Origin of the sequence: Variovorax sp. 160MFSha2.1 (assembly GCF_048305075.1) — a bacterium.
GTDB classification, from domain to species: Bacteria; Pseudomonadota; Gammaproteobacteria; order Burkholderiales; family Burkholderiaceae_C; genus Variovorax; species Variovorax guangxiensis.
In genome coordinates, this window is sequence record NZ_CP157624.1 from 3,896,984 (window position 1) to 3,923,682 (window position 26,699).

Genomic DNA, 26,699 nt, shown 5'->3' on the forward strand with positions numbered 1-26,699 from the left:
GCGCATGGCGCCGCAGCCAGGGGGTGCGATGAGAATTTCCACGCGCGCGCAGCGCATCGAGCCCTTCTACGTGATGGAAGTGGCCAAGGCAGCGGGCGTGCTGGCCCGCGAGGTCGCCCACACCGACCGGCCGATGATCTTCCTGAACATCGGCGAGCCCGACTTCACCGCCCCGCCGCTGGTGCAGGAAGCCGCCGCCCGCGCGGTGCGTGCCGGCGCCACGCAGTACACGCAGGCCACCGGCCTCGATCACCTGCGCGAGCGCATCAGCGCCTGGTACCGCCAGCGCTTCAACATCGACGTGCCGGCGCGCCGCATCGTCGTCACCGCCGGTGCCTCGGCCGCGCTGCAGCTGGCCTGCCTGGCGCTGATCGAATCGGGCGACGAGATCCTGATGCCCGATCCGAGCTATCCGTGCAACCGCCACTTCGTGAGCGCTGCCGAGGGCAAGGCGGTGCTGATTCCGACCACGGCCGAGGAGCGCTTCCAGCTCACCGCCGCCAAGGTCGAGGCCGCATGGACGGACAAGACACGCGGCGTGCTGCTGGCATCGCCCTCGAACCCGACCGGTACCTCGATTGCGCCCGACGAGCTGCGCCGCATCCATGAAGCGGTGTCGAAGCGCGGCGGCATCACGCTGATCGACGAGATCTACCTGGGCCTGTCCTACGACGATGCCTTCGGGCAGACGGCGCTGGCCATCGACGAGAACGTCATCAGCATCAACAGCTTCAGCAAGTACTTCAACATGACCGGCTGGCGCCTCGGCTGGCTTGTGGTGCCCGAGGCGCTGGTGCCGGTGGTCGAACGACTGGCGCAGAACCTCTTCATCTGCGCGAGCACGGTGTCGCAGTACGCGGCGCTCGCCTGCTTCGAGGACGAGAGCATCGCCGAGTACGAGCGCCGCCGCGCCGAGTTCAAGGCGCGCCGCGACTGGTTCATTCCGCAGCTGAACGCGCTGGGCCTGAACGTGCCCGTGGTGCCCGACGGTGCCTTCTACGCCTGGGCGGACTGCACCGCCTTCGCCGAGAAGCTCGGCATCTCGGGCAGCTGGGACTTCGCCTTCGAGACCATGAAGCGCGCGCACGTGGCTGTCACGCCCGGTCGCGACTTCGGCACCGCCGAGACCGCGAAGTTCGTCCGCTTCTCCACCGCCAGCTCGATGGCGCACCTGCGGGAATCCATCGAGCGCCTGCGGGCGATGGCCGAGAACAAGGACCGATGAGCTACGCGTTCCCGATCCGCGTCTACTGGGAAGACACCGACGCCGGCGGCATCGTGTTCTACGCCAACTACCTGAAGTTCATGGAGCGCGGCCGAACCGAGTGGCTGCGTTCATTGGGCGTGGAGCAGCGCAAGCTGCGCGAGGAAACGGGCGGCCAGTTCGTGGTGAGCGAAACCCGGCTCAAATACCATCGGCCCTCGCGGCTGGACGACGAGTTGCTCGTGACTGCCGATCTCGAACAATTGGGCACGGCGTCGTTGATAATCGGACAGCGCGTGCTATCGAAAACAGAGCAAGAGCGAACCGGGGCCCCGGCACCCGTCTTGCTGTGCGAGGGCACGATCCGCATCGGATGGGTGGACGCCGCCACGCTGCGGCCCGCACGCATCCCGAAACAGGTGACGGGAACCCTGGAGCGCTACAGCGGCTCCATGACTCAAACTTTCAAGCCATGAACCAAGACCTTTCCATCATCAATCTCCTGCTCCATGCGAGCTTCGTGGTGCAACTGGTGGTGGCGCTGCTCGTGATCGTCTCGATCGCCAGCTGGGCCGCGATCATCCGCAAGTACTTCGCGCTGCGTCGCATGCGCGCCCTCAACGAGGACTTCGAGCGCGAGTTCTGGTCGGGCACCAGCCTCAACGAGCTGTTCGCCTCCGCCGCTCAGAACGCCAAGTTCGCCGGCCCCATGGAACGCATCTTCGCTTCCGGCATGCGCGAGTACCAGAAGCTGCGCGAGCGCCATGTCACCGATGCCGGCACCCTGCTCGACGGCGCCCGCCGCGCGATGCGCGCGAGCTTCCAGCGCGAGCTGGATGCGGCCGAGCAGAATCTCTCATTCCTGGCCACCGTCGGCTCCGTCTCTCCGTACGTCGGCCTGTTCGGCACCGTCTGGGGCATCATGCACGCCTTCACCGGCCTGGCCGCCCTGGCGCAGGTGACGCTGGCCACCGTGGCCCCCGGCATCGCCGAGGCGCTGGTTGCCACGGCCATCGGCCTGTTCGCCGCCATCCCGGCGGTCGTGGGCTACAACCGCTTCGCCCGCGAGATCGACAAGATCGCCATCGCCCTCGAGACCTACATCGAGGAGTTCTCCAACATCCTGCAGCGCAACCTGTCGGCCAACCCGGCTGCCGGCGGCGCGGGCTCCTCGGTGGCTCCGGCCAACCGCTGAACGGAGGCGCAGCGCATGCCCGCCGTTTCATCCCGGGGCCGCGGCCGCCGGACGATCAACGAGATCAACATGGTCCCGTTCATCGACGTGATGCTGGTGCTGCTGATCATCTTCATGGTCACCGCGCCGCTCATCACGCCGAGCGTGATCAACCTGCCCTCGGTCGACCGCGCCAGCAAGCAGCCCGACAAGCCCATCGAGATCGTCATCAAGAGCGAGGACGAAGTGCAGATCAAGAAGGACCCGTCCACCGGCACGGGCGGCACCTCGATCCCCATGACCCAGATCGGCTCGGCCGCGAAACAGGCGCAGGGTGGCGACGACCAGCGCCCGGTGGTCATCAGCGCCGACAAGGCCGTGAAGTACGAGACCGTCGTGAAGGCGATGAACCAGCTCAAGCGCAGCGGCATCGAGCGCGTGGGCCTGTCCGTCACGACCACGGGCGGCAAGTAAGGCATGTCGCTCGCACTGGATCGCCCCGAGTTCGCACCGCCGCCGCAGCGCGGCACCGGGCGTGCACTGGTACTGGCGCTCATTGCCCACGGGCTGCTGATCGCGGCGCTGACGTGGGGCGTGCGCTGGCGCAGCGACGCCGACGAGGGCGCTGTGGACGCGGAGCTGTGGTCGTCCACGGTGCAGCAGGCGGCGCCTCGCCTGCAGGCGCCGCCGGCGCCCACCCCAGTTCCCGCGCCGCCGCCGCCCGCCCCTGCTCCGCCGCCGCCTCCGGCAGCGAAGGCGCCGGAGCCCGCTCCCGCGCCCAAGGCCCCTGACATCGCGCTCGAGCGCGAGAAGAAGCTCAAGGAACAGAAGGAGCAGCAGGAGCGCGAACTCGAGCGCCAGCAACAGCAGAAGAAGAAAGAGCTGGAAGCCAGGCAGCGCGCCGAGGAAGAGGCCGAGCGCAAGAAGGAACAGCAGAAGAAGCTGGCCGAGCAGAAGAAGCAGCAGGAAGCCGAAGCCAAGCAGGCGGAGCAGAAGAAGGCCGAGGCCGCCGCGAAGCAGGCAGCCGCCGACCGCGCCGCCGCGCTCAAGCGCATGCAGGGCCTTGCGAACGCCACCGGCAGCGACGATTCGCGCGGCACGGCCCAGCGTACGTCCGGTCCTTCCAGCGGCTATGCCGGCCGCATCGCAGCCGCGGTGCGCCCGAACATCACCTTCCCGGATGCCGACACCGTGAACGGCAACCCGGCGGCGGAGTTCGAGGTGAGCCTGGCGCCCGACGGCACCATCGTCGGCGTGAAGCTCAGCAAATCGAGCGGCCTGCCGGGCTGGGACGACGCCGCAGAGCGCGGCCTGCGCAAGACCGACAAGCTGCCTCGCGACACCGACGGGCGCATCTTCCCGTCGCTGATCGTCACGCTGCGGCCCAAGCGCTGATTTGCAGCCTGCGCCTAACGCGCAGCTAAGAAAACGGGCCCTTTCCGGGTGACTTTCATGTCACCCGGAACTCGATAATCAGGGCTCATGACCCCCAACGGCCGCATCCGCTACGGCAGCAGTCCCCTGCTCGCCAGCCCCACTCCCGTGTGGCGCAGCAAGTTCATCGTGGCCAGCGTCGCCTTCGGCTTCCTGCTGCTGGCCGGGCGCGCAGCCTACGTCCAGATCTTCGCCAACGACTTCTTCCAGCACCAGGGCGAGGTGCGCTACCAGCGCACGCTGGAGCTGCCGGCCAACCGCGGCCGCATCCTCGACCGGCACGGCCTGATCCTGGCCTCCGACATCCCCGCCCCCAGCATCTGGGCCATTCCCGAGGACATCGAGCGCGACGACCCTGCCACGCTGGAAAAGCTCAAGCAAGCAGCCAAGCTGCTCGGCATGCCGCAGAAGGACTTCGACAAGAAGCTGGAGGACGAGGACAAGAGCTTCGTCTGGATCAAGCGCCAGGTCGACGAGCCCATCGCGAAGCAGGTGGCCGCGCTCAACATCAAGGGCGTCTACCTGCGCCGCGACTACCGCCGCCAGTACCCCGAGGGCGAGGCGGCGGCGCATCTGGCGGGCTTCACCAACGTGGAAGACGTGGGCCAGGAGGGCATCGAGCTCGCCTTCGACCACGACCTGGCCGGCAAGGCCGGCTCGCGCCACGTGCTGAAGGACCGGCTGGGCCACATCATCGAGGACACCGAAGACCAGGTGCCTCCCACGCCAGGCCACGACATCCAGCTGAGCATCGACGACCAGGTGCAGTTCGTCGCCTACGAGAAGATCCGCGACGCCGTGGTCGCCAACAAGGCACGCGCCGGCAGCGTGGTGGTGGTCGACGCGCAGACCGGCGAGCTGCTGGCCATGGCCAACTACCCGAGCTACGACCCCAACGACCGCCGCAACCTCACAGGCGAGCAGCTGCGCAACCGCGCGATGACCGACGTGTTCGAGCCGGGCTCGACCATGAAGCCCATCACCATCGCCACCGCGCTGCAGCTGGGCCGCGTCACGCCCAAGACCATCATCGACACCAACCCGGGGCGCATCACCGTCTCTGGCGCGACCATCCACGACGACGAGAACTTCGGCGTGCTCACGGTCGAGGGCGTGATCCAGAAGTCGAGCAACGTCGGCGCCACCAAGATCTCGCAGCGCATGTCGGCGCAGGAGATGTGGAACTCGCTCACCGCCGTGGGCCTGGGCCAGAAGCCGCAGACGCCCTTTCCCGGCGCGGTCACGGGCAGGCTGCGGCCGTGGAAGTCGTGGCGCCCCATCGAGCAGGCCACCATGTCGTACGGCTACGGCCTGTCGGCGTCGCTCTTCCAGATCGCGCATGCCTACACGGCCTTCGCGCACGACGGGGAGGTGATCCCCATCAGCCTGCTGAAGAACCACGGCGAGGAACCGCCCGGCGTGCAGGTGTTCTCGCCGCTGGTGGCCAGCGAGGTGCGACAGATGATGCACATGGCCGCCGCGCCCGGCGGCACCGCGCCGCTGGCCCAGACGGTGGGCTACTCGGTGGGTGGCAAGACCGGCACCGCGCACAAGCAGGTCGGCAAGGGCTACGCGAGCAACAAGTACCGCGCCTGGTACACGGGCATGTCGCCCATCGACAAGCCGCGCATCATCGTCGCGGTGATGGTCGACGAGCCCAGCGCCGGCAAGTACTTCGGCGGCCTGGTGGCCGCGCCGGTGTTCAGCCAGGTGGTGCAGCAGACGCTGCGCATCATGAACGTGGTGCCCGACCTCGCCGTGGCATCGATGGCGCACTGAGCAACCGTCTTGTCAGTCAAGCGATATGCATCGTCGGATCCCATGTGGTGCCGTGTTTGGCGATGGCATTGAGCATGGTCAGCAGCTTGCGCATGCAGGCCACGAGAGCGACCTTCTTGCGCTTTCCTGCCGCCAGCAGGCGCTCATAGCAGGCCTTAAGCGCCGGGTTATGTCGCACCGCCGTCAGCGTGGCCATGTACAGGGTTCGCCGCACATCGGCGCGCCCACCCCAAATGCAGCGCTGACCACGCATCTGGCCGGAGTCGCGGTTCAAGGGCGCAACGCCCACCAGCGCAGCGATGCGGCGCCGGTCGAGCTTGCCGAGTTCGGGGAGTTCGGCCAGCAGCACTGCAACGCTGGCAGCGCCGATGCCCGGCACGCTGGCCAGCGCCTGGGCCAATCGGGCGTGATGGCGCTGCACATGCGCAGCCACCTCGGCTTCGCTGTCGCCGAGTTCCTGCTTCAAGAATTCAATGACTCGCTCGATGCTCGGGCGCGCCGCCGCGTGCGCCAGGCGCAGGCGCTGCCGCTCGGAGGTCAGCATCTGCACCAACTGGCGCCGACGCAGCACCAAGGCCTGCAGTTGCTGCAACTCGGCATCAGCCAGCGGCTTGACGAAGCGCTCGCGCTCGGGGTGTTGGTGCAGCACGCGGGCGAAGGCCGCCAGCATGCGCGCATCCAGCGCATCGGTCTTGGCCAGCGCGCCCATCGAGCGGGCGAAGTCGCGCGCGGTGCGCGGGTTGACCACCGCCACCGCCAAGCCCGCGGCTTGCAACGCGCAGGCCGCTTCGAACTCGTAGCCGCCCGTGGCCTCCAGCACAACCAGCGCGGGCGCCAAAGCCGATGCCTGGTTGACCAGTTGCTCGATGCCAGCCACGTCATTGGCGAGCTGCCAAGTCTTGCCCTGATCGCTGCTGGCGATCTCCAGGGTCTGGCTGGAGACATCAATACCGATAAAAACAGAGTCGGACACGTCCTCTCACTCCCATCCTTGTCTATACGAACTTCAAGTTCCTACAACCGTTCGGGCTGCAGAGAAGGACGGTCCGGCTCGGGCGCCCAGTGCTCAGAGGCGGGCTTCAACAAATGGCCCGGAGGCCGCTCGGGCTACCCGAGCCGGTCCGAGGCTTAAAGATACAAGGCCGCAAGGCCGGGCCGGGGCTCAGCGCAGCACGGCGAGGCGCTTCACGTCGAGCTCGACCTTGCTGCCGATCAGGTCCTTGTCGAACTCGCCCGTGATCTCGACGCGCACCTTGTCGTCGATCTTCACGCCCGGAGGGAAGTGCCTGGCGTCGATCTCCACCTTGATGCGGCCGGTGTCGTCGGCGAAGGTGTAGTGCTCGCCGCCATCGTGCGACACGATGAAGCCGCGCAGCGTGGCGTGCTGGTCGTCCTTGCCGGTGTCGATCAGCTGCTTGATGGTCATGGTCGGCACGGTGCTCGGGCCGGCGTAGGGCGTGCCCGCGGCCGCGTTCTGCGGGGTCGTGCTCGGGCCGGTGTATTGAGCCGAAGCAGCAAAAGGCAATGCCAGGGCAAACGCGAGGACGAGGGACGATTTCTTCATGCGGAGTTCCTCCTGAACTTCTTGGTTGAAAGACGGGAGGAATCCTAGCCAGCAGCCCAAAGAGCCCACGCCCGCCGGGCACTTGCAGTGGCGCAGGAAGAAATCAGTCGTAGACGATCAGCGCCTTGCCCGCCTCGGCCTGCGCGGTCCAGCTGGCCAGCGCCGCGTCGGTCGGGAAGAACTTGGCGCGGTCGCCCAGCTGCAGCTCGACCTGCGCGCCCGCGCGCGCCATCGACAGCCGCACCGGCAGGCCCTGTATCAGGTCGCCCACCTCGGTCTGCTCGGTGCGCGGCGGAAAGTCTTTCAGCAGGCGCGCGATGTCGGGCGCCTTGCCGTTGACCGCCACGCGCAGGAACTTGCCGAAGCGGCAGCGCGCCGAGGCCAGGTCCCACACCTGCTGCACCTGGAAGCGGGCCTCGAAGCCGCCGCGCGCGGGCTGCAGCCGGCCGCTGACGATGACGAGCTCGTCGTCCTTCAGCGTGTTGCGGTTCGCGTTGATGAGCGCCTCGTCGGCCGTGGCCTCGATGGAATCGGACTTGTCGTCGAGCTTGAAGATCGCCAGCCGGCCCCGCTGGCCGTTGATGACGCGGAAGTCGCTCACGATACCGGCGATGACCTGCTGGTCGCGGCTGTCGAGCAGGTCGGTGATCTCGCGCTTGCAGAAGCGCCGCACCTCGTGCGAGACCTCGTCGAACAGGTGGCCCGAGAGATAGAAGCCGATGGCGGTCTTTTCGAGCGTCAGGCGCTCCTTCACGCCCCAGGGCGTGGCGTCGACGAGGTCGGGCTCGGCGGTGGCGGATCCGTGGTCGCAGTCGCCGAAGATGTCGGCCTGCGAGGCGTTGGCCGCCGTGGCATTGGCGAATTCGAAGGCGCGGTCGAGCGAGGCGACCAGCGCCGCGCGGTTCTGCTGGATGGCGTCGAAGGCGCCGGCCTTGATCAGCGCTTCCACCGTGCGCTTGTTGATGCGCTGGCGGTCGATGCGCACGCAGAAGTCGTACAGGCTCTTGAACGGCCCGCCCTCCTCGCGCGCGCGCACCACGGCCTCGACCGCGAGCTGGCCGGTGCCCTTGACGGCGCCCAGGCCGTAGCGGATCACCTTGTTGGTGACCGGCTCGAAGCGGTAGTTGCCGCGGTTCACGTCCGGCGGCTCGAAGGTGATGCCGAAGTTCTTCTGGGCGTCCTCGAACAGCAGCTTGAGCTTGTCCGTGTCGTCCATTTCCACGGTCATGTTGGCGCAGAAGAACTCGGCCGTGTAGTGGACCTTGAGCCAGCCCGTGTGGTACGCCAGCAGCGAGTAGGCGGCGGCGTGCGACTTGTTGAAGCCGTAGCCCGCGAACTTCTCCATCAAGTCGAAGATCTCGTCGGCCTTGTCCTGCTCGATGCCGTGTGTGGCGAGCGCGCCCGCGCGGAATTTCTCGCGGTGCTCGGCCATCTCCTCGAGCTTTTTCTTGCCCATCGCGCGGCGCAGCAGGTCGGCGCCGCCGAGCGAGTAGCCGCCCAGGATCTGCGCGGTCTGCATCACCTGCTCCTGGTAGACCATGATCCCGTAGGTCTCGGAGAGCATCTCGGCCACGGCCGGGTGCGGGTACTCCACGTCCTCGCGGCCGTGCTTTCGCGCCACGAAGCTGGGAATCAGGTCCATCGGGCCCGGGCGGTACAGCGCGTTCAGCGCGATCAGGTCTTCCAGGCGGGTCGGTCGCGCGTCCTTCAGCATGCCCTGCATGCCGCGGCTTTCAAACTGGAATACGGCTTCGGTCTTGCCGTCGGAGAAGAGCCGGTAGGTCGCGCCGTCGTTCAGCGGGATGTTCTCGAACGCGAAGTTCTCCTGGCCCTTGTGGCGCTTCATGATGAACTCGCGCGCGATCTCCAGGATCGTGAGCGTGGCCAGGCCCAGGAAGTCGAACTTCACGAGGCCGATGGCCTCCACGTCGTCCTTGTCGTACTGGCTCACGGCCGATTCGCTGCCGGGCTGCTGGTAGAGCGGGCAGAAGTCGGTGAGCTTGCCCGGCGCGATGAGCACGCCGCCGGCGTGCATGCCGATGTTGCGGGTCATGCCTTCGAGCTTCTGCGCGAGCTCGACCAGCATCTTCACTTCTTCTTCCTTCTCGATGCGCTCCGCGAGCTGCGGCTCCATCTCGATGGCGTAGTTGTTCTTGTCGCCCTCGATCTTCTTCTCGGGCGGGTACTGCAGCGTGACCGACATGCCCGGCTTGTTCGGAATCAGCTTGCTGATGCCGTCGCAGAACATGTAGCTCATGTCGAGCACGCGGCCCACGTCGCGGATGGCCGCGCGCGCGGCCATGGTGCCGAAGGTGGCGATCTGGCTCACGGCGTTGCGGCCGTACTTGTCCTTCACGTAGTCGATCACGCGGTCGCGGTTGCCCTGGCAGAAGTCGATGTCGAAGTCGGGCATCGAGACGCGCTCGGGGTTCAGGAAGCGTTCGAACAGCAGCTTGTATTCGAGCGGGTCGAGGTCGGTGATCTTCAGCGCGTAGGCCACCAGCGAGCCGGCACCCGAGCCCCGGCCGGGGCCCACCGGGCAGCCATTGTTCTTGGCCCACTGGATGAAGTCGCCCACGATCAGGAAGTAGCCCGGGAACCCCATCTTCAGGATGGTGTTGATCTCGAACTCCAGCCGCTCCACGTAGCGCGGACGCTCGGCGTCGCGCCTGGCCTCGTCGGGGTAGAGGTGCTTCAGGCGCAGCTCCAGGCCGTAGAACGATTCCTGGCGGAAGAAGTCGTCGATGGGCATGCGCACGCCCTCGGCGATGAAAGGCGTCGGAAAGTCCGGCAGCTGCGGCTTGCCCAGCACCAGCGTCAGGTTGCAGCGCTTGGCGATCTCGACCGTGTTGGCCAGCGCGCTGGGCACGTCGGCGAAGAGCGCCTGCATCTCGGCGCTCGACTTGAAATACTGCTCCTCGGTGAAGCGGCGCACCCGGCGCGGGTTGCCCAGGATTTCGCCTTCGGAGATGCACACGCGCGCCTCGTGCGCCTCGTAGTCCTCGCGGGTGGCGAACTGCACCGGGTGCGTGGCGACAACCGGCAGGTGCAGCCGGGCCGCCAGCTGCACGGCGGCAACGACGTGCGGCTCGTCCTCAGGCCGGCCCGCGCGCTGCAGCTCGATATAGAAGCGGTGCGGGAAGATGCCCGCCAGCTGCAGCGCAAGCTCGGCCGCGCGCTCGCCCTGCCCCTGCAGCAGCGGCTGCCCCAGCGGCCCGGCCTGCGCGCCCGAGAGCGCGATCAGCCCGCCCGAGAGCTCCTGCAGCCACTCGAGCTTGCAGGCCGCCTGCGACTGGCCCCGGCCCACGTTCTGCGTCCATGCCCGCGCGAGCAGCTCCGACAGATTGAGGTAGCCCTCCATGTTCTGCACCAGCAGCACGATGCGGGTGAGAGCGCCGGGCTCCTTGCCCAGCCCGTCCACGAAGGCTTCGGCGCCGACGATGGGCTTGACGCCCTTGCCCCGGCCCTGCTTGTAGAACTTGACGGCCCCGAACAGGTTGTTCAGGTCGGTGATGGCCAGTGCGGGCTGCTTGTCGGCAGCGGCGGCCTTGACGACGTCGTCGATTCGGTTGGTGCCGTCGACGACGGAAAACTCGGTGTGCAGGCGCAGGTGAACAAACATGCTTCCATTGTAGAAAGCGGGCCCTCCACGATGTGGGTTGGCAATCCCTGAATCACCCCGGCAGAGGCCCTGTACCCGGGCGATATTCCGCCGGCACCTAAAATCCCGCCCCGTGCAAGAGATTTTGAATATCGCGGCCTACAAGTTCGTGGCCATAGACGACAGCCCCGCGCTGCGCGAAGACCTGCGTGCCCGCACCCAGGCCCTGGGGCTGATGGGCACCATCCTGCTGGCACCCGAAGGTATCAACATGTTCCTGGCCGGAACGGCTGAGGGCGTGCGGGCTTTCCTGGCCCATCTGCGCGCCGACGCCCGTTTCGCCGACCTGGAGGCCAAGGAAAGCTGGTCGGCCGCGCAGCCCTTCCGGCGCATGCTGGTGAAGCTCAAGCGCGAGATCATCCGCATGGACCACCCCGCCATCCAGCCCGAGGCCGGCCGCGCGCCCGGCGTGGACGCCGCCACGCTCAAGCGCTGGCTCGACCAAGGCCATGACGACCAGGGCCGCGAGATCGCCCTGCTGGACACCCGAAACGCCTTCGAGGTCGACTACGGCAGCTTCGAAGGCGCCATCGACTGGCGCATCGGCAAGTTCACCGAATTCCCGCCCGCCCTGCGCGCGCACCGCGACGAGTTCAAGGGCAAGACGGTGGTGAGCTTCTGCACCGGCGGCATCCGCTGCGAGAAGGCGGCGATCCTGATGCACGAGGAAGGCGTGGAGAACGTGCTGCAGCTCGAAGGCGGCATCCTCAAGTACTTCGAGGAGGTCGGCGGCGCGCACTACAAGGGCGACTGCTTCGTCTTCGACGGCCGCGAGGCCCTGGCGCCCGACCTGAGCGCGCGTTCGGCACGCGCCAGCGCCCGCGCCTCGGAAGACCCCGACCTCGCCATCAAGCAGTAACGGCAACAACGACGACAACGAGACGCGGCAGGCCCCATGCGCATCCTCCTGGTGGAAGACGAACTGGACATGGCCTCCTGGCTGGTCCGCGCGCTCACCCAAAGCGGCTTCGTGCCCGACCACGCACCCGACGCCCGCACGGCCGAGGCCTTCATGGCCGGCACCGAGTACGACGCGGTGGTGCTCGACCTGCGCCTGCCCGACAAGCACGGCCTGAGCGTGCTGGCCGACATGCGTGCGGCGGACGACCGCACGCCGGTGCTGATCCTCACCGCGCAGGGTGCTCTGCAAGACCGGGTGCGCGGCCTGAACCTGGGCGCCGACGACTTCCTCACCAAGCCCTTCGAACTGGAAGAGCTGGAGGCGCGGCTCTCGGCGCTGGTGCGGCGCAGCCGCGGCAAGCAGCACCCGCGCCTGCAGTGCGCCTCGCTCTCCTACGACAGCCAGAGCCGCGCATTCACGCTGCGCGGCACGCTGCTGTCGCTCACGCCGCGCGAGCAGGCCGCGCTCACCGCCTTGCTGCTGCGCAGCGGCTCACCGGTGGGCAAGTCGCAGCTCTTCGCCAAGGTGTTCACCAACGACAGCACCGCCGGCCCCGATGCCATCGAGGTGGTGCTGCACCGGCTGCGGCGCAAGCTGGCCGACAGCGACGTGCGCATCGTCACCGTGCGCGGCCTGGGCTACATGCTGGAGAGCATTGCCGATGGTTCCTCAGCCCCAGCCCACAGCGACCTCCCCGGCGACGGCGGCTGAACAGCAGCCGCGGCCGCAGCGCTTCGGCATCCGCGCGCGCCTGCTCGCGCTGCTGCTGCCGGGCCTGGTGCTGCTGCTGGCGCTGGACAGCTGGAGCGACTACCGCGCGCTGACCGACTCGCTGGTCGTCGCCTACGACCAGAGCCTGCTGGAGCCCGTGCAGGCGCTGGCCAACGGCATCGTGGTGGCCAGCGACGGCAGCGTGCGCGTGCAGGAGCCCTTCTCGATCCAGGCGATGTTCGAGTCGACCCGGCTGCGCTACAAGTACCTGCACGTCGGAGTGCAGCGCATTCCCAAGGGCGGGACGCTGGATGTGAACTCGCCCGAGACCACGCTCATGGGCGTGCCCGGCCTGCCCCGCCCGGCGCACCGCCCGCCCGACGGCACGCCGGTGTTCTACGACGCGGTCTACCAGCAGCACCCGGTGCGCGTGGCCGCGCTGCGCCAGACTGTGTACGACAACGTCCATCCCGGCGAGGCCTACAGCGTGCTCGTACAAGCGGCCGAGGGCACGGGCCCGCGCACCGAGGCGCAGGCCGAGACGCTGCGCCAGGAGTTCCTGCGCGACACGCGCATGGTGGTGGTGATGGCGCTGCTGGTGTGGCTGGGCGTGGCCTGGACGCTGCGCCCGCTGGAACGCCTGCGCCGCTCGCTGCGCGAGCGCCCGCGCGACGACCTCACGCCGCTGGACGCCAGCGGCGTGCCGCATGAAGTGGCGCCGCTGGTCGATGCGGTCAACCACCACATCGCGGGCCACCGGCGCATGGTGGCGGAGCAGTCGCAGTTCCTGGCCGACGCCTCTCACCAGCTGCGCACGCCGCTGAGCATCCTGTCGATCCAGGCCGGCTACGCAGTGCGCGAGACCGATCCGGCGCGCATGCGCGAATCGCTGCAGGCCATCGTCGTGCAGCTCGCGCGCACCCGCCGCCTGAGCGAGCAGCTGCTGGCGCTGGCCCATGCCACCGCGGGCGACGAAGCCGCGCCGGCAGGGGCTGCAGTGGCCGACCTCAACGCGATCGCGCGCGGCGTGGTGCTGCAATACCTGCCGCTGGCGCGCGAGAACGACCAGGACCTGGGCTGGGTCGACGCGCGCGGCGACATCGGCACGGACGATGCGGAAGGCAGCGATGAATCGAGCGACGACGACGAGGACGACACGCCCGTGCTTCCCGTCGCAGCCAATGCTGCGGAGTTGCACGAGGTGCTTGCCAACCTCGTGCACAACGCCATCAAGTACACGCCGCGCGGCGGCAACATCACCGTGACCGTGCGGCGCGATGCCACGCATGCGCTGGCCGAGGTGTGCGACAGCGGACCGGGCATCGCGCCCGAGCGGCGCGAGAGCGTGTTCGAGCGCTTCAACCGCGACAGCGCCACGGGCACCGCAGCGGCACAAGGCGCGGGCCTCGGCCTCACCATCGCGCGCGGCTATGCGCGGCGCAACGGCGGCGAGATCGAGCTCTCGAATGCCGACACACCCGAGCGTCCCAACGGCGGCGGATTGCGCGCAACGCTGAGGCTGCCGCTGCACGCTTCGTGAGCCGCATCCACGCTCGTTTTTGCAAGGGTTTCACCGGATAGGCCGGTACGTGATTACACGTATTTTGCGGCTCGCAAGGCCGCGAGAGCCCCTGCCGAAAGGGGATTGAAAGTCTCGATTCCTAGACTGCGCTCCTTCCAGACGAAGGAGACTTATGCAGCACCAGCTCGGTGAAGATCCGGCCTCGCACGCGCCCCGGCCCGCTTCGAAATTCAAGAAAGACTACTACGGCGGCGCGCTGCTGATCGTCGTCGGCCTGGCCGCCGTGTATGCCGGTGTCGGCTACCGCGTCGGCGAGCTGGCGCACATGGGCCCGGGCTTCTTCCCCGTCGCGCTCGGAGCGCTGCTGGCACTCACGGGGCTGCTCATCGCGGTCTCCGCGCGCGGCGAAAAATCGGCCGAAGGCGCGAGCGAGGAAGCGGCCTCGCACGGGCACCCGGGCGGCATGCCCGACCTGCGTGGCGGCATCTGCATCATCCTCGGCATCCTCGCCTTCCTGCTCTTCGGCGAATACGGCGGCCTGCTGCCTGCGACCTTCGCGATCGTGTTCATCTCGGCGCTGGGCGACCGCGACAACACGCTGACCGAGGCGCTGCTGCTGTCGCTCGCGATGTGCTTCATCGCGGTGGTGGTGTTCTGGTGGGCGCTGAAGCTTCAGCTGCCCCTGTTCCAGTGGGGAGCCTGAAGCCATGATCGGTCAATCGCTCCACGACCTCTGGTACGGCTTCGGCGTCGCCTTCCAGGGCTCGAATCTGCTGTGGTCCTTCTTCGGCGTGCTGGTGGGCAACCTGATCGGCGTGCTGCCGGGCATGGGTGCGCTGCAGGCCATCTCGATCCTGCTGCCGCTCACCTACGTGATGCATCCGGTGCCCGCCATCCTGATGCTGGCCGGCATCTTCTACGGCTCGCAGTACGGCGGCGCCATCGGCGCCATCCTGATGAACATGCCCTCGCACCCGCCGCATGCGGTGACCTGTCTGGACGGATACCCGATGACCAAGCAGGGCAAGGGAGGCGTTGCGCTCGGGGTGACGATGATCGCCTCGTTCTTCGCGGCCTCGGTCGGCATCATCGTGATGATCTTCGCCTCGCCGCTGCTGGTGCAGATCGCGTTCAAGTTCGGCCCGACCGAGATCTTCTCGATCATGCTGCTGGGCCTGCTGGCCGGCTCCACCATGTCGCGCGGCTCGCCGCTCAAGGGCGTGGCGATGACGCTCTTCGGCCTGCTGTGCGGCGTGGTCGGCACCGACGTGAACAGCGGCAGCTTCCGCTTCGCCTTCGGCCTGCCCGAGCTGAGCGACGGCCTGGAGCTGGTGGCGATCTCGATGGGCCTGTTCGGCGTTGCCGACTTCCTGCTCAACGTGAACCGCATGAAGGCCATCGGCGACACCGGCACGCTCAAGCTCAGCGACATGCGTCCGAGCCGGGAAGAACTCAAGCGCGCCTTCCCCGCGATGATCCGCGGCACGCTGGTGGGCACGGTGTTCGGCGCGATGCCCGGCACGGGCCCGACCATCACCACCTTCATCGCCTACGCGCTGGAGCGCAAGGTGTCGAAGACGCCGAACAAGTTCGGCACCGGCATGATCGAAGGCGTGGCCGGCCCCGAGGCCTCGGCCCACTCGAAGACGCAGGTCGACTTCATCCCGACGATGAGCCTGGGCATTCCGGGCGACGCGGTGATGGCGCTGATCCTCGGCGCGCTGCTGATCCAGGGCATCCAGCCCGGCCCGCAGCTCATCACCGAGCATCCGGACATCTTCTGGGGCCTGATCGCCTCGTTCTGGATCGGCAACGTGATCCTCGTGATCCTGAACGTGCCGATGATCGGCGTGTGGGTGAAGCTGCTGAAGGTGCCCTACAAGTACCTGTTCCCGGCCGCGATGTTCTTCATCGCCACGGGCGTGTACAGCACGCAGAACAGCCTGTTCCAGATCTGGGAAGTGCTGGTCTTCGGCATCGTCGGCGCTGTGCTGATGACGCTGGAGTTCTCGGTCGCGCCGATCCTGCTGGGCTTCGTGCTCGGGCCGATGGTGGAGGAGAACTTCCGCCGCGCCCTGCTGCTCTCGCGCGGCGACATGTCGGTGTTCGTGACGCGGCCGATCAGCGCCACCTTCATCGGCCTGTGCACGCTCCTGCTGCTGGGCGTGAGCTACTCCGCATGGCGCGGCCGCGGCAGCCGCAAGGCCGTGCTCGAGCTGCCGAAGACGCCCGATGGCGCACCGCCTGCGGAGAGCCTGACGATCGGCGGCAAATAACCGGCCCCGACCGCCTCGGCAAGAAGACGAAAGGCCCGCATCGCGGGCCTTTTCTTTGTTCTTTGCCGTTACCGCCGCATGCTGGAGGCTCAGACCGGCGTGGTGCCCGTGTCGGGCTCGCGCACGCCGAAGGGCTTTCCGGGCAGCGGGATGAACTCGGTCTCGCCGGGCACGTGGCCCATGCGCTGCGCCGCCCAGTCGGCGCCGGCTTCGAGGATGCGCTCGCGGCGGCTGGAGACGAAGTTCCAGGTGATGTAGCGCGGGCCGTCGAGCGGCTCGCCGCCGATCACCACGAGGCGCACGGCGGCATCGGCCGTAAGCACGCCGCCCTGCCCGTTCGGCAGCACGGCCATGGTGTGGACCGCGACCGGCTCGCCGTTCACCGCGAGGTCGGCATCGACCGCGTAGACGGCCAGCTCGAGCGCCAGCGGGGGCAGCTCGAAGCGTCCGCCCGCGGGCAGCGCGATGTCGAGGTACACGGTCTGCGAATGCGTCTTGACCGGCGAGCGCGCGCCGAAGGCCTCGCCCACCAGCACGCGCACCGCCGCGCCCTGCTCCACCAGCTCGGGAATCGCGTCGGCAGGCGTGTGCTCGAAGCTGGGCTCGATTTCCTCATGCGCCTGCGGCAGCGCGGCCCAAAGCTGCAGGCCGTGGTTCACGTAGGTGTCGGCCTTCAGGCGCTCGGGCTTGCGCTCGGAGTGCACGATGCCGCGGCCGGCGGTCATCCAGTTGATGGCGCCGGGCAGGATCTCCTGCACGCTGCCCAGGCTGTCGCGATGCATCATCGCGCCCTTGAAGAGATAGGTGACCGTGGAGAGCCCGATGTGCGGATGCGGCCGCACGTCGTGCTCGCTGCCCGGCTGCTCGGTGGCCGGACCGAAATGGTCGAAGAACACGAAAGGCCCGACCGAGCGCTGCTGCGCCGCGGGCAGCAGGCGCCTGACCTGGAAGCCGCCTCCGAGGTCCTTGTCGTGCGGCTTGAGCAGTCGGGTTTCGGGGGCGGTGTCGGTCATCGTGGGTTCTCCTTGGGGTCCGGTTATTTGCGGGATCTTGCCACTTCACCCACGCGTTCGCCGAATGCGCGGGCCGTGTCGAAATCGCCCTTGGACATCTCGGCGGGACTGGCATCCGACGGCGACTGCGTCAGCAGACCGCCGTAGCCGCCCACGTAGTTCATCGCGTCGCGCGTGGCGGCCTTGCTGTTGCTCGGCAGGATGCCCATGCTGACCCAGATGCCGCTGTGCTGCATCGCGAGCGTCCACAGGTAGGTCATGGTCGTGACCTTGTCGCCGTTCATGGTGGCGCTGTTGGTGAAGCCGGCGAAGAGCTTGTCCTTCCAGCCCTGCGTGTACCAGACCTTCGAAGAGGCGTCGGCGAACTTCTTGAACTGCCAGCTCACGCCGCCCATGTAGGTCGGCGAGCCGAAGATGATCGCGTCGGCCGCGGCCAGCAGCTCCCAGCCGCCGTCGGGCAGGTTGCCGTCCGCGTCGATGGCGAGCAGCTGCGCGCCCGCGCCGTCGGCCACGGCCTGCGCCACGCGCTGTGTGTGGCCGTAGCCGGAATGGAAGACGACGACGATGTTTGCCATGTGATGGTGCTCCTGTCGGTGATGGTGATGTCGCGATCAGCGCTTGTCGATGCTGAAGCGGCCGGGGCCGAAGGCGGCCAGAGCCAACAGGCCGCCGGCGATCGCGATGTTCTTGTTGAAGTTGATCTGCTGCATCATTTTCATGGCCTCGGGCGCCGACCAGTACTTGTGGAAGAACAGCGCAGTCGCCACGGTGAAGATCGCCATCACGATCGCGGTCCAGCGGGTCTTGAAGCCCAGCAGCAGCGCGATGCCCAGGCCCAGCTCCACGATGATCGCGATCGCCGCCGCCACCTCGGGCATCGGCAGGCCTGCGGAAGTGATGTAGCCGACGGTACCGCCGAAGCCCATCAGCTTGCCGATGCCGGCGGGAATGAACAGGTAGGCGATAAGGATGCGGCCGACGAGGGCCAGAGTGTCTTGTGCGGGATTCGGTGCGGTGTTTGCGGTTGCCATGGTTGAAAGCTCCTCGGTTTGGCTGGATTGGATAGAGAGAGAGAGAGAGAGAGAGAGAGAGAGAGAAATGAAAAAAGCCGGGCGGCCAGCGCCCGGCAAGGGGGAGAAAGATCAGGCGGCCAGGTCGAACACCAGCACTTCGGCGTCCTTGCCCGCGCCCAGCGTCACCTGCGATTCGCCTTCGAGCATCGCGGCATCGCCGCCTGAGAGCTTCTGGCCGTTCACTTCGAGCTCGCCGCGCACCAGGTGCACATAGCTCTTGCGCTTCGGGTCGAGCGCGAGGCTGGCCTTTTCATCGCCGTCGAAGAGGCCGGCATACAGGCTCGCGTCGGCGTTCACCTTCACCGAGCCTTCGCTGCCCTCGGGCGAAGCCACCAGGCGCAGCTTGCCTCGCTTCTCGGCGTCGCTGAATTTCTTCTGCTCGTAGCCGGGCTCGACGCCGCGCTCCTTCGGCAGGATCCAGATCTGCAGGAAGTGCGTGGTCTGGTCAGCCTTGTGGTTGAACTCGCTGTGCATCACGCCGCGGCCCGCGCTCATGCGCTGGACGTCGCCGGGAGGAATGCTCTCCACGTTGCCCATGCTGTCCTTGTGCGCCAGCTCGCCCGAAAGCACGTAGCTGATGATCTCCATGTCCTTGTGGCCGTGGGTGCCGAAGCCAGCGCCCGCCGCCACGCGGTCTTCGTTGATCACGCGCAGGTTGCCGAAGCCCATGTGGGCCGGGTCGTAGTAGTTGGCAAAGGAAAAGCTGTGGAACGAGCGCAGCCAGCCGTGATCGGCGTAACCGCGTTCCTGGGATTTACGGACTTGCAACATGGTCGGACTCCTTCTGCCCTGCCCCGTCGGGGTGCTCGGGCTTCTTTCGTATGCCGCGCCGGATGCGCAGCGGATGTGAAGAATTTTGGGCCGCCGCCCCCTTCGGAAAGGCGCCGCGGTTTGATGGCACTATTCAAATATTTTGATCAATGGAGCCGCCATGCCCAGCCCCAGAGACGTGCTGACCCCCGACTCCCTCGCCATGCTCCAGACCGTGGCCGCCACCGGCAGCTTCGCCGCCGCCGCCCGGGCGCTGAACCTGGTGCCCAGCGCCCTGAGCTACCGGGTGCGCCAGATCGAGGACGCGCTCGACGTGCTGCTGTTCGACCGCAGCGCCCGCCAGGCCCGCCTGACCGAAGCCGGCGCCGAGCTGCTGCGCGAGGCCGAGCGGCTGCTGGGCGAGATCGACGCGGTGGCCAATCGCGTCAAGCGCGTGGCCACCGGCTGGGAGCCGATGCTGACCATCGCGGTCGACAGCGTGATCGCGCGCGACCCGCTGCTCGACCTGGCCACCGCCTTCTTCGCGCTGGAGCCGCCCACGCGGCTGAAGCTGCGCGACGAGACGCTGATGGGCACCATCGAGGCGCTGACCACCGGCGAGGCCGACCTCGCCATCGGCGCGGTGCTCGACGCCGCGAGCCTGGCCTTCACCACCACCGGCATCCGAAGCCGGCCGATCGGCGAGCTGAGCTTCGTCTACGCGGTGGCGCCGCACCATCCGCTGGCGCGCGCCACGCAGCCGCTGAGCGACGCGGTGATGCGGCAGTACCGGGCGGTGGCAGCGGCCGACTCGGCCCGCCAGGCGCCGGGCCTCACGGTGCACCTCGTGGGTGGGCAGGACGTGCTCACCGTGCCGAGCATGCAGGCCAAGATCGCGGCGCAGTTGCACGGGCTGGGCGGCGGCTTCCTGCCCGAGCCGATGGCGCGGCCGTACATCGAGGCCGGCCACCTGGTCGAGCTGAAGACGGAGCGCAAGCCGCCGCTGGGTTCGCTGCACTGTGCATGGCGGGTGCGCAGCGCCGGCAAGCCGGGGCGCGCGCTCGAATGGTGGCTGGCCCAGTTCGAGCACGAGGGCACGCGGCGCGCGCTGCTCGAACGGCACAGGGGCCGATAGAACTCGATGAAGGAGCCGATCAGTATTGCCGAGGATCGCTCGCCGCCGCTAAGGGTGTGCCCTCAGGCGGAGCGCCTGCCGGACCGATGTAGAGTGCAGACACATCCATCCGCATTCCATCCAGAAGAAGAGAGTCCGTCATGAGCACTCGCGCAACTGCAAAGAAGCCGGCCAAGGCCGCCGCCGACCGTCACCGAACCCCTGCCGGCCCGGGCCAGCCGCGCTCCCCCCGCCATTTCGCCGTTGTCGGCGCCGGCATTGCCGGGGTGGCCTGCGCGAGAACGCTGGTGCAGGCCGGCCACAAGGTCACGCTGTTCGAACGCAGCGACGCCGCCGGCGGGCGCATGGCGAGCGTGGACACCGCCTTCGGCCGCTTCGACAGCGGTGCCCAGTATTTCACCGTGCGCGACCCGCGCTTTGCCCTGGCGCTGGAGAATGCCCCCGGCGTGTGCAAGCGCTGGAGCGCCAACCTCGTGCGCGTGCTCGACGCGCACGGCCGCGTGGCCGAGGCCGCGCTGCCTTCCCTCGAGCCGCACTGGGTGGCCCAGCCCGGCATGGATTCGCTGGTGGCCCGCTGGGCCGCGCCGCTGGGCGACAGCCTCGTCACCGGCACGCGCGTCACGCAGATCGAGCCCGACGCGCTCGACGCGAAGCGCTGGCAACTGCGCTCCGCCGGTTCCGACGATTCGCAGCATGTGTATTCGGGCTTCGACGCCGTGCTGCTGGCCGTGCCGCCGGCCGGCGCCCGCGCGCTGCTGGGCGATGGCGGCAAGCTCTCCGCCACGCTGGCCCGCAAGATCGAATCCGTGACCATCGCGCCCTGCTGGACGCTGATGATCGCCTTCCCCCAGGCCAACCAGCCCGACATGTCGCACCTCGGCCCGCAGTGGAACGCGGCGCGCAGCACCCACCACCGCGTGGCCTGGTTGGCGCGCGAGTCGTCCAAGCCCGGACGCGAGCCCATCGAGCGGTGGACGCTGCAGGCCAGCGCGGCCTGGTCGCAGGAGCACCTGCGCGACGCGCCCTCGCGCGTGGAAGCCAAGCTGCTGCGCGCCTTCGCCGAGATCACCGGCATCCACGCCACGCCCGCGCACGCCCAGGCCATCTGCTGGAACGAAGCGCAGACGCAGGTGCCCGTGGGCACCACCCACCTGTGGGACGCCAAGGCCCGCATCGGCATCGCGGGCGACTGGTGCACCGGCCACCGCGTGGAAGACGCCTTCCTCTCGGGCCTGTCGCTCGCGCTCGACGTGCTCTGAGGCAACGCCACAGGGAGATGAGAGAGACCGGCCGCTTCGCGCCCTCGCCCACCGGCCCGCTGCACGCGGGCTCGCTGGTGGCCGCGCTCGCGAGCTGGCTCGACGTGCGCGCGCGCGGCCCGCAGGCGCGCTGGCTGGTACGTATCGAGGACGCCGACACCGAGCGCTGCCTGCCCGGCATGGGCGAGCACATCCTCCAGCAGCTGGCCGAGTGCGCCCTGCTGCCCGACGAGCCGCCCGTGTGGCAGACCCGGCGCACCGACCGCTACGAGGCCGCGCTGGCCCGGCTCAAGGCGCGCGGCCTGGCTTACCCCTGCGGCTGCTCGCGCAAGGACATCAACGCTGCGCTCGCCCGGCTCGGCCAGCGGCATGAGCGCCACGGCGAGCGCGTGTACCCCGGCACCTGCCGCGACGGGCTGCATGGCAAGCCCGCGCGCGCCTGGCGCTTCGCCACCGAGAAGTTCGAAGCCGACCTTCCGCCCACGCCCGGCGTGCCCTGGGAGGAAAAGGAAGAAGACGGCCACGACGCAGGCACCGGCGGCGAGCTCTGCTTCACCGACCGCCGCCTCGGCCGCCAGTGCCAGAACGTGAGCCGCGAGGTCGGCGACTTCGTGCTGCGCCGCGCCGACGGCCCCTGGGCCTACCAGCTCGCGGTGGTGGTCGACGATGCCGAACAGGGCGTGACCGACGTGGTGCGCGGCGAGGACCTCACCGACAACACCGCGCGCCAGATCCTGCTGCAGCGCGCGCTGGGCTTTCCCACGCCTACCTACCTGCACACGCCGCTGGTGCGCGGCGCCGACGGCGACAAGCTCTCCAAGCAGAACGGCGCCACCTCCATCGACACCGGCTCGCCGGCGGCCGCGCTGGCGGCGCTCGATGCGGCGGCGCGGGTGCTGGGCCTGGGCCCCGCCACGGCCTCGGATTGCCCGGCGGCGCTGGCCGGCTGGGTGCCCGAATGGCGCGCTCTCTACAATTCGCGGCCGTGATGAATCTTTCCGATACCGTGTCCAACGAACTCCCGCCCGGCAATGACGAGGGCACCGACGACGGTGCCAGCGACGGCACCGGCAAGCCCCATCCGCTGCACCGCCGCCTCAAGAGCTTCGTCAAGCGCGGCGGCCGCACCACCGAGGGCCAGGCGCGCGCCTTCTCCGAGCTGGGGCCGCTCTACCTCGTGCCCTACAAGCCCGAGCCGCTCGACCTGACCGCCGCCTTCGGCGGCCGCGCCGGCCCGACGGTGCTGGAAATCGGCTTCGGCATGGGCGAGGCCACCGCGCACATCGCGACGGTGCTGCCCGACACCAATTTCTTCTGCTGCGAGGTGCACGAGCCCGGCGTGGGCGCGCTGCTCAAGCGCATCGGCGAGCAATCCCTGTCAAATATCCGCATCTGCGCGCACGACGCGGTCGACGTGCTCGACCACATGCTGCAGCCCGGCACGCTGGCCGGCGTGCACGTGTTCTTCCCGGACCCGTGGCACAAGAAGCGCCACAACAAGCGCCGCCTGATCCAGCCCGGGTTCGTGACCAAGCTCGCGCAGCACCTGCGCCCCGGCGGCTACATCCACTGCGCCACCGACTGGCAGCCCTACGCCGAGCAGATGCTCGAAGTGCTGTCGGGCGAGCCGCTGCTGCGCAACACCGCCGAGGGCTACGCGCCCAAGCCCGAGTACCGCCCGCTGACCAAGTTCGAGAACCGCGGCATCAAGCTGGGCCACGGGGTGTGGGACCTGGTGTTCGAGCGGACCGCCTGAGCTGCCGGGTTGAGCCTGCCGTTGCGGCATGGCACGATCCCGCGGATGACCAGCAGCAGCAACAAGACCGACGCCGAGCAACTGCACCTGCGCGACCTCGCCCGGCTGCGCCGCGTTCGTGACCGCATCGACCGCGAATACGCACAGCCGCTGGACGTCGAGGCCCTCGCCTTCGGCGTGCACATGTCGGCGGGCCACCTGAGCCGCCAGTTCAAGCTCGCGTACGGCGAGGCTCCCTACTCCTATTTGATGACCCGGCGCATCGAGCGCGCGATGGCGCTGCTGCGCCGGGGCGACCTCAGCGTCACCGAGGTCTGCTTCGAGGTCGGCTGCTCGTCGCTGGGCACCTTCAGCACCCGCTTCACCGAGCTGGTGGGCATGTCGCCCAGCGCCTACAAGCGCGATGCCGCGCAGCAGACCGAGGGCATGCCGTCCTGCGTGGCGAAGCAGGTCACGCGACCGATCAGGAATCGAGAAGCGCCGGCCGCACAGTCGCACCTAGACTGAGCGCTCCTCAAAACAACCGACCGGAGCGATCACGATGAACATCAGCATCCACGCGAGTTTCCTGCCGCACAACGACCCCGAGGCGTCGCTCGCCTTCTACCGCGACCTGCTCGGCTTCGAGGTCCGCAACGACGTGGGATACGGCGGCATGCGCTGGATCACCGTCGGCCCCAAGGGCCAGCCCGCAGTCTCCATCGTGCTCGCGCCGCCGGCAGCCTACCCCGGCATCACCGACGAGGAGCGCCGCACCATTGCCGAGATGATGGCCAAGGGCACCTACGCCGCCATCCTGCTGGCCACGCCCGATCTCGAAGGCACCTTCGCGAAGCTGCAGGCCAGCGACACCGAGATCGTCCAGGAGCCGACCGACCAGCCCTACGGCGTGCGCGACTGCGCGGTCCGCGACCCCGCGGGCAGCCTGATCCGCATCCAGCAGCAGGGCTGAGGCGCAGAGGCGAACCGATGAGCACGAAGGCCGCGAAGAAAACGCCCCCCAAAACGACCGCGAAGACGACCGCAAAAACGACCACGAAAGCGGCACCGTCCACGCAGCACGCCGCAGACAGCCACGACATGATCCGCGTGCACGGCGCGCGCGAGAACAACCTGAAGGACATCAGCATCGAGATACCGAAGCGCAGGCTGACGGTGTTCACCGGCGTCTCGGGTTCGGGCAAGAGTTCGCTGGTGTTCAGCACCATCGCGGCCGAGTCGCAACGGCTCATCAACGAGACCTACAGCGCCTTCGTGCAGGGCTTCATGCCCACGCTGGCGCGGCCGGACGTCGACGTGCTGGACGGGCTGACCACCGCGATCATCGTCGACCAGCAGCGCCTGGGTGCCGACCCGCGCTCCACCGTGGGCACGGTCACCGACGCCAACGCGATGCTGCGCATTCTCTTCAGCCGGCTGGGCAAGCCGCACATCGGGCCGCCGGGTGCCTTCGCCTTCAACGTGCCTTCGGTCAGTGCGGCGGGTGCGATCACCGTCGAGCGCGGCTCGAAGACGAAGACGGTGAAGGAGACCTTCAACCGCATCGGCGGCATGTGCCCGCGCTGCGAGGGCCGCGGTGCCGTCACCGACTTCGACCTGTCGCAGCTCTACGACGACGCCAGGTCGCTCAACGAAGGTGCGCTCACCATTCCCGGCTATAGCATGGAAGGCTGGTACGGCCGCATCTTCCGGGGCTGCGGCTTCTTCGACGCCGACAAGCCCATCCGCAAGTTCACCAAGAACGAGCTGCACGACCTGCTCTACAAGGAGCCGACCAAGATCAAGGTGGACGGCATCAACCTCACCTACGCGGGGCTGATACCGACGCTCCAGAAGTCCTTTCTATCGAAGGACGTGGAAGCGATGCAGCCGCATGTGCGCGCCTTCGTGGAGCGCGTGGTGACCTTCTCCACCTGCCCCGAATGCGAGGGCACGCGGCTCGCCGCGCCGGCGCGCTCCTCGAAGATCAAGGGCATCAACATCGCCGACGCCTGCGCGATGCAGATCAGCGATCTCGCCGCGTGGGTGCGCGGCCTGAAGGAGCCGTCGGTGGCACCGCTGCTCACGGCGCTGGCGGCGAGCCTCGATTCCTTCGTGGAGATCGGGCTGGGGTACCTCTCGCTCGACCGGCCCTCGGGCACGCTGTCGGGCGGCGAGGCGCAGCGCACGAAGATGATCCGCCACCTCGGCTCCTCGCTCACCGACGTGACCTACGTGTTCGACGAGCCCACCACCGGCCTGCATCCGCACGACATACAGCGCATGAACGAGCTGCTGCTGCGGCTGCGCGACAAGGGCAACACGGTGCTGGTGGTCGAGCACAAGCCGGAGGTCATCGCCATCGCCGACCACGTCGTCGACCTCGGGCCGGGCGCGGGCTCGGCCGGCGGCAGCGTGTGCTTCGAGGGCAGCGTCGAGGGGCTGCGCGGCAGCGGCACGGTCACGGGCCGGCACCTGGACGACCGCGCGACGCTGAAGAAGAAGGTTCGCGAGCCGACCGGCAAGCTCGAGATACGCGGCGCGGCCACGCACAACCTGCGCAAGGTGAACGTCGACATTCCGCTCGGCGTACTCGCTGTGGTCACCGGCGTGGCAGGCTCCGGCAAGAGCTCGCTGGTGCATGGCTCGATCCCGCCCGGCGCGGGCGTGGTGAGCATCGACCAGAGCGCGATCCGCGGCTCGCGGCGCAGCAACCCGGCCACCTACACCGGGCTGCTCGACCCGATCCGCAACGCCTTCGCCAAGGCCAACGGCGTGAAGCCGGCGCTCTTCAGCGCCAACTCCGAAGGCGCCTGCCCCACCTGCAACGGCGCGGGCGTGATCTACACCGACCTCGCAATGATGGCCGGCGTGGCCACCCCCTGCGAGGAGTGCGGCGGCAAGCGATTCCAGGCCTCGGTGCTGGAGTACCGCTTCGGCGGGCGCGACATCGCCGAGGTGCTGGCGATGCCGGTGGACGAGGCCCTCGCCTTCTTCGGCGAAGGCAAGGCGCGCACGCCGACCGCGCAGGCCATCCTGCAGCGGCTGGCCGACGTGGGGCTGGGCTACCTGCGGCTCGGGCAGCCGCTCACCACGCTCTCGGGCGGCGAGCGGCAGCGGCTGAAGCTGGCCACGCAGATGGCCGAGAAGGGCGACATCTACGTGCTCGACGAGCCCACCGCCGGCCTGCACCTGGCCGACGTGGCGCAGCTGCTGGGCCTGCTCGACAGGCTGGTGGATTCGGGCAAGTCGGTCATCGTGGTCGAGCACCACCAGGCCGTGATGGCGCATGCCGACTGGCTCATCGACCTCGGCCCCGGCGCGGGACACGAGGGCGGGCGGGTCGTGTTCGAGGGCACGCCCGCGGACCTCGTCGCCAGGCGCGCCACGCTCACCGGCAAGCACCTCGCCAGCTACGTCAAGGGAGGCTGATCCAAAACCCTCCCCCGCGTCAGGCCGCCTTCCACCCTGGCCCCGATATTGCTACACTTTTTTACTAATGTGAAAG

Annotated in this window: 25 protein-coding genes; 18 read left to right on the forward strand and 7 right to left on the reverse strand. The window is 68.4% G+C overall.

All coding sequences use genetic code 11. The features are described 5' to 3' along the window. Nucleotides 1-28: 28 nt before the first annotated feature. The 6 genes from ABL838_RS17690 to ABL838_RS17715 all read left to right on the forward strand — a co-directional run bounded on the left by ABL838_RS17690 (nt 29) and on the right by ABL838_RS17715 (nt 5,591). The gene (locus ABL838_RS17690) at nt 29-1,225 is read left to right on the forward strand and encodes a pyridoxal phosphate-dependent aminotransferase (RefSeq protein WP_418121319.1); all 1,197 of its coding nucleotides are present in this window, start codon (nt 29-31) and stop codon (nt 1,223-1,225) included. After that, a complete protein-coding gene (locus ABL838_RS17695) occupies nt 1,222-1,680 on the forward strand; it encodes a YbgC/FadM family acyl-CoA thioesterase (RefSeq protein WP_126023838.1) in 459 nt (152 codons plus the stop codon). The genes ABL838_RS17690 and ABL838_RS17695 overlap by 4 nt, the downstream gene beginning before the upstream one ends. Continuing rightward, the gene (gene tolQ, locus ABL838_RS17700; RefSeq protein WP_126023837.1) at nt 1,677-2,399 is read left to right on the forward strand and encodes a protein TolQ; all 723 of its coding nucleotides are present in this window, start codon (nt 1,677-1,679) and stop codon (nt 2,397-2,399) included. The genes ABL838_RS17695 and tolQ overlap by 4 nt, the downstream gene beginning before the upstream one ends. A gap of 15 nt (nt 2,400-2,414) precedes the next feature. Continuing rightward, entirely contained in the window at nt 2,415-2,852 is a 438-nt protein-coding gene (locus ABL838_RS17705) for an ExbD/TolR family protein (protein ID WP_184637307.1), read from the forward strand. A 3-nt stretch (nt 2,853-2,855) separates the two neighbouring features. Next, complete coding sequence (locus ABL838_RS17710; protein ID WP_126023835.1) at nt 2,856-3,773, forward strand: cell envelope integrity protein TolA; 918 nt, start codon at nt 2,856-2,858, stop codon at nt 3,771-3,773. 87 nt (nt 3,774-3,860) lie between these two features. Continuing rightward, nucleotides 3,861-5,591, forward strand: a complete 1,731-nt coding sequence (locus ABL838_RS17715; RefSeq protein WP_126023834.1) for a peptidoglycan D,D-transpeptidase FtsI family protein — start codon at nt 3,861-3,863, stop codon at nt 5,589-5,591. Nucleotides 5,592-5,607: 16 nt separating this feature from the next. On the opposite strand, the gene ABL838_RS17720 is transcribed toward ABL838_RS17715, so the two are convergent. The 3 genes from ABL838_RS17720 to dnaE all read right to left on the reverse strand — a co-directional run bounded on the left by ABL838_RS17720 (nt 5,608) and on the right by dnaE (nt 10,777). Continuing rightward, on the reverse strand, nt 5,608-6,564 hold the full coding sequence (locus tag ABL838_RS17720; protein WP_418121320.1) for an IS110 family transposase: 957 nt from the start codon (nt 6,562-6,564) through the stop codon (nt 5,608-5,610). A 189-nt stretch (nt 6,565-6,753) separates the two neighbouring features. Beyond that, nucleotides 6,754-7,155, reverse strand: coding sequence for a YgiW/YdeI family stress tolerance OB fold protein (locus ABL838_RS17725; protein ID WP_418121321.1), 402 nt, complete (start codon nt 7,153-7,155; stop codon nt 6,754-6,756). A gap of 103 nt (nt 7,156-7,258) precedes the next feature. After that, nucleotides 7,259-10,777: a DNA polymerase III subunit alpha gene (dnaE, locus tag ABL838_RS17730; RefSeq protein WP_126023832.1), complete on the reverse strand. Its 3,519-nt coding sequence runs from the start codon at nt 10,775-10,777 to the stop codon at nt 7,259-7,261. Between the two features lie 112 nt (nt 10,778-10,889). On the opposite strand from dnaE, the gene ABL838_RS17735 reads away from it, so the two are divergent. The 5 genes from ABL838_RS17735 (at nt 10,890) to ABL838_RS17755 (ending at nt 16,226) form a co-directional block, all read left to right on the forward strand. After that, entirely contained in the window at nt 10,890-11,675 is a 786-nt protein-coding gene (locus ABL838_RS17735) for a sulfurtransferase (protein ID WP_126023831.1), read from the forward strand. 36 nt (nt 11,676-11,711) lie between these two features. Continuing rightward, a complete protein-coding gene (locus tag ABL838_RS17740; protein ID WP_418121322.1) occupies nt 11,712-12,428 on the forward strand; it encodes a response regulator in 717 nt (238 codons plus the stop codon). Next, the gene (locus ABL838_RS17745; RefSeq protein WP_418121323.1) at nt 12,379-13,968 is read left to right on the forward strand and encodes a sensor histidine kinase; all 1,590 of its coding nucleotides are present in this window, start codon (nt 12,379-12,381) and stop codon (nt 13,966-13,968) included. Before ABL838_RS17740 ends, ABL838_RS17745 begins: the two co-directional genes overlap by 50 nt. A 154-nt stretch (nt 13,969-14,122) precedes the next feature. After that, nucleotides 14,123-14,653, forward strand: coding sequence for a tripartite tricarboxylate transporter TctB family protein (locus ABL838_RS17750; protein WP_418121324.1), 531 nt, complete (start codon nt 14,123-14,125; stop codon nt 14,651-14,653). Between the two features lie 4 nt (nt 14,654-14,657). Next, a complete protein-coding gene (locus ABL838_RS17755) occupies nt 14,658-16,226 on the forward strand; it encodes a tripartite tricarboxylate transporter permease (RefSeq protein WP_418121325.1) in 1,569 nt (522 codons plus the stop codon). Between the two features lie 89 nt (nt 16,227-16,315). Here the strand turns inward: ABL838_RS17755 and ABL838_RS17760 are convergent, their stop codons facing one another. The 4 genes from ABL838_RS17760 to ABL838_RS17775 all read right to left on the reverse strand — a co-directional run bounded on the left by ABL838_RS17760 (nt 16,316) and on the right by ABL838_RS17775 (nt 19,083). Beyond that, nucleotides 16,316-17,239, reverse strand: a complete 924-nt coding sequence (locus ABL838_RS17760) for a pirin family protein (protein WP_418121326.1) — start codon at nt 17,237-17,239, stop codon at nt 16,316-16,318. 23 nt (nt 17,240-17,262) lie between these two features. Continuing rightward, nucleotides 17,263-17,814: a flavodoxin family protein gene (locus ABL838_RS17765; RefSeq protein WP_184637280.1), complete on the reverse strand. Its 552-nt coding sequence runs from the start codon at nt 17,812-17,814 to the stop codon at nt 17,263-17,265. A 36-nt stretch (nt 17,815-17,850) separates the two neighbouring features. After that, nucleotides 17,851-18,270, reverse strand: coding sequence for a DoxX family protein (locus ABL838_RS17770; protein WP_184637278.1), 420 nt, complete (start codon nt 18,268-18,270; stop codon nt 17,851-17,853). 111 nt (nt 18,271-18,381) lie between these two features. Continuing rightward, nucleotides 18,382-19,083 carry a pirin family protein gene (locus tag ABL838_RS17775; protein WP_126023823.1) on the reverse strand — a complete coding sequence of 234 codons (702 nt, stop codon included), beginning with the start codon at nt 19,081-19,083 and terminating at the stop codon, nt 18,382-18,384. Between the two features lie 160 nt (nt 19,084-19,243). Between ABL838_RS17775 and ABL838_RS17780 the strand changes: the two genes are divergently transcribed. From ABL838_RS17780 to ABL838_RS17810, 7 genes are all read left to right on the forward strand, one after another. Continuing rightward, nucleotides 19,244-20,197: a LysR substrate-binding domain-containing protein gene (locus ABL838_RS17780; RefSeq protein WP_418121327.1), complete on the forward strand. Its 954-nt coding sequence runs from the start codon at nt 19,244-19,246 to the stop codon at nt 20,195-20,197. Nucleotides 20,198-20,337: 140 nt separating this feature from the next. Then, the gene (locus ABL838_RS17785) at nt 20,338-21,456 is read left to right on the forward strand and encodes an NAD(P)/FAD-dependent oxidoreductase (RefSeq protein ID WP_418121328.1); all 1,119 of its coding nucleotides are present in this window, start codon (nt 20,338-20,340) and stop codon (nt 21,454-21,456) included. A 17-nt stretch (nt 21,457-21,473) separates the two neighbouring features. Further along, nucleotides 21,474-22,445 (forward strand): tRNA glutamyl-Q(34) synthetase GluQRS, encoded by a 972-nt coding sequence (gene gluQRS / locus ABL838_RS17790; protein ID WP_418121329.1) that lies wholly within the window; start codon nt 21,474-21,476, stop codon nt 22,443-22,445. Further along, a complete protein-coding gene (trmB, locus tag ABL838_RS17795) occupies nt 22,445-23,212 on the forward strand; it encodes a tRNA (guanosine(46)-N7)-methyltransferase TrmB (RefSeq protein ID WP_418121330.1) in 768 nt (255 codons plus the stop codon). The genes gluQRS and trmB overlap by 1 nt, the downstream gene beginning before the upstream one ends. Nucleotides 23,213-23,257: 45 nt before the next feature. After that, nucleotides 23,258-23,719, forward strand: coding sequence for a helix-turn-helix transcriptional regulator (locus ABL838_RS17800; RefSeq protein ID WP_126022129.1), 462 nt, complete (start codon nt 23,258-23,260; stop codon nt 23,717-23,719). Nucleotides 23,720-23,753: 34 nt separating this feature from the next. After that, nucleotides 23,754-24,164: a VOC family protein gene (locus ABL838_RS17805; protein WP_126022128.1), complete on the forward strand. Its 411-nt coding sequence runs from the start codon at nt 23,754-23,756 to the stop codon at nt 24,162-24,164. 17 nt (nt 24,165-24,181) lie between these two features. Beyond that, a complete protein-coding gene (locus ABL838_RS17810) occupies nt 24,182-26,623 on the forward strand; it encodes an ATP-binding cassette domain-containing protein (protein ID WP_418121331.1) in 2,442 nt (813 codons plus the stop codon). Nucleotides 26,624-26,699: the final 76 nt, after the last annotated feature.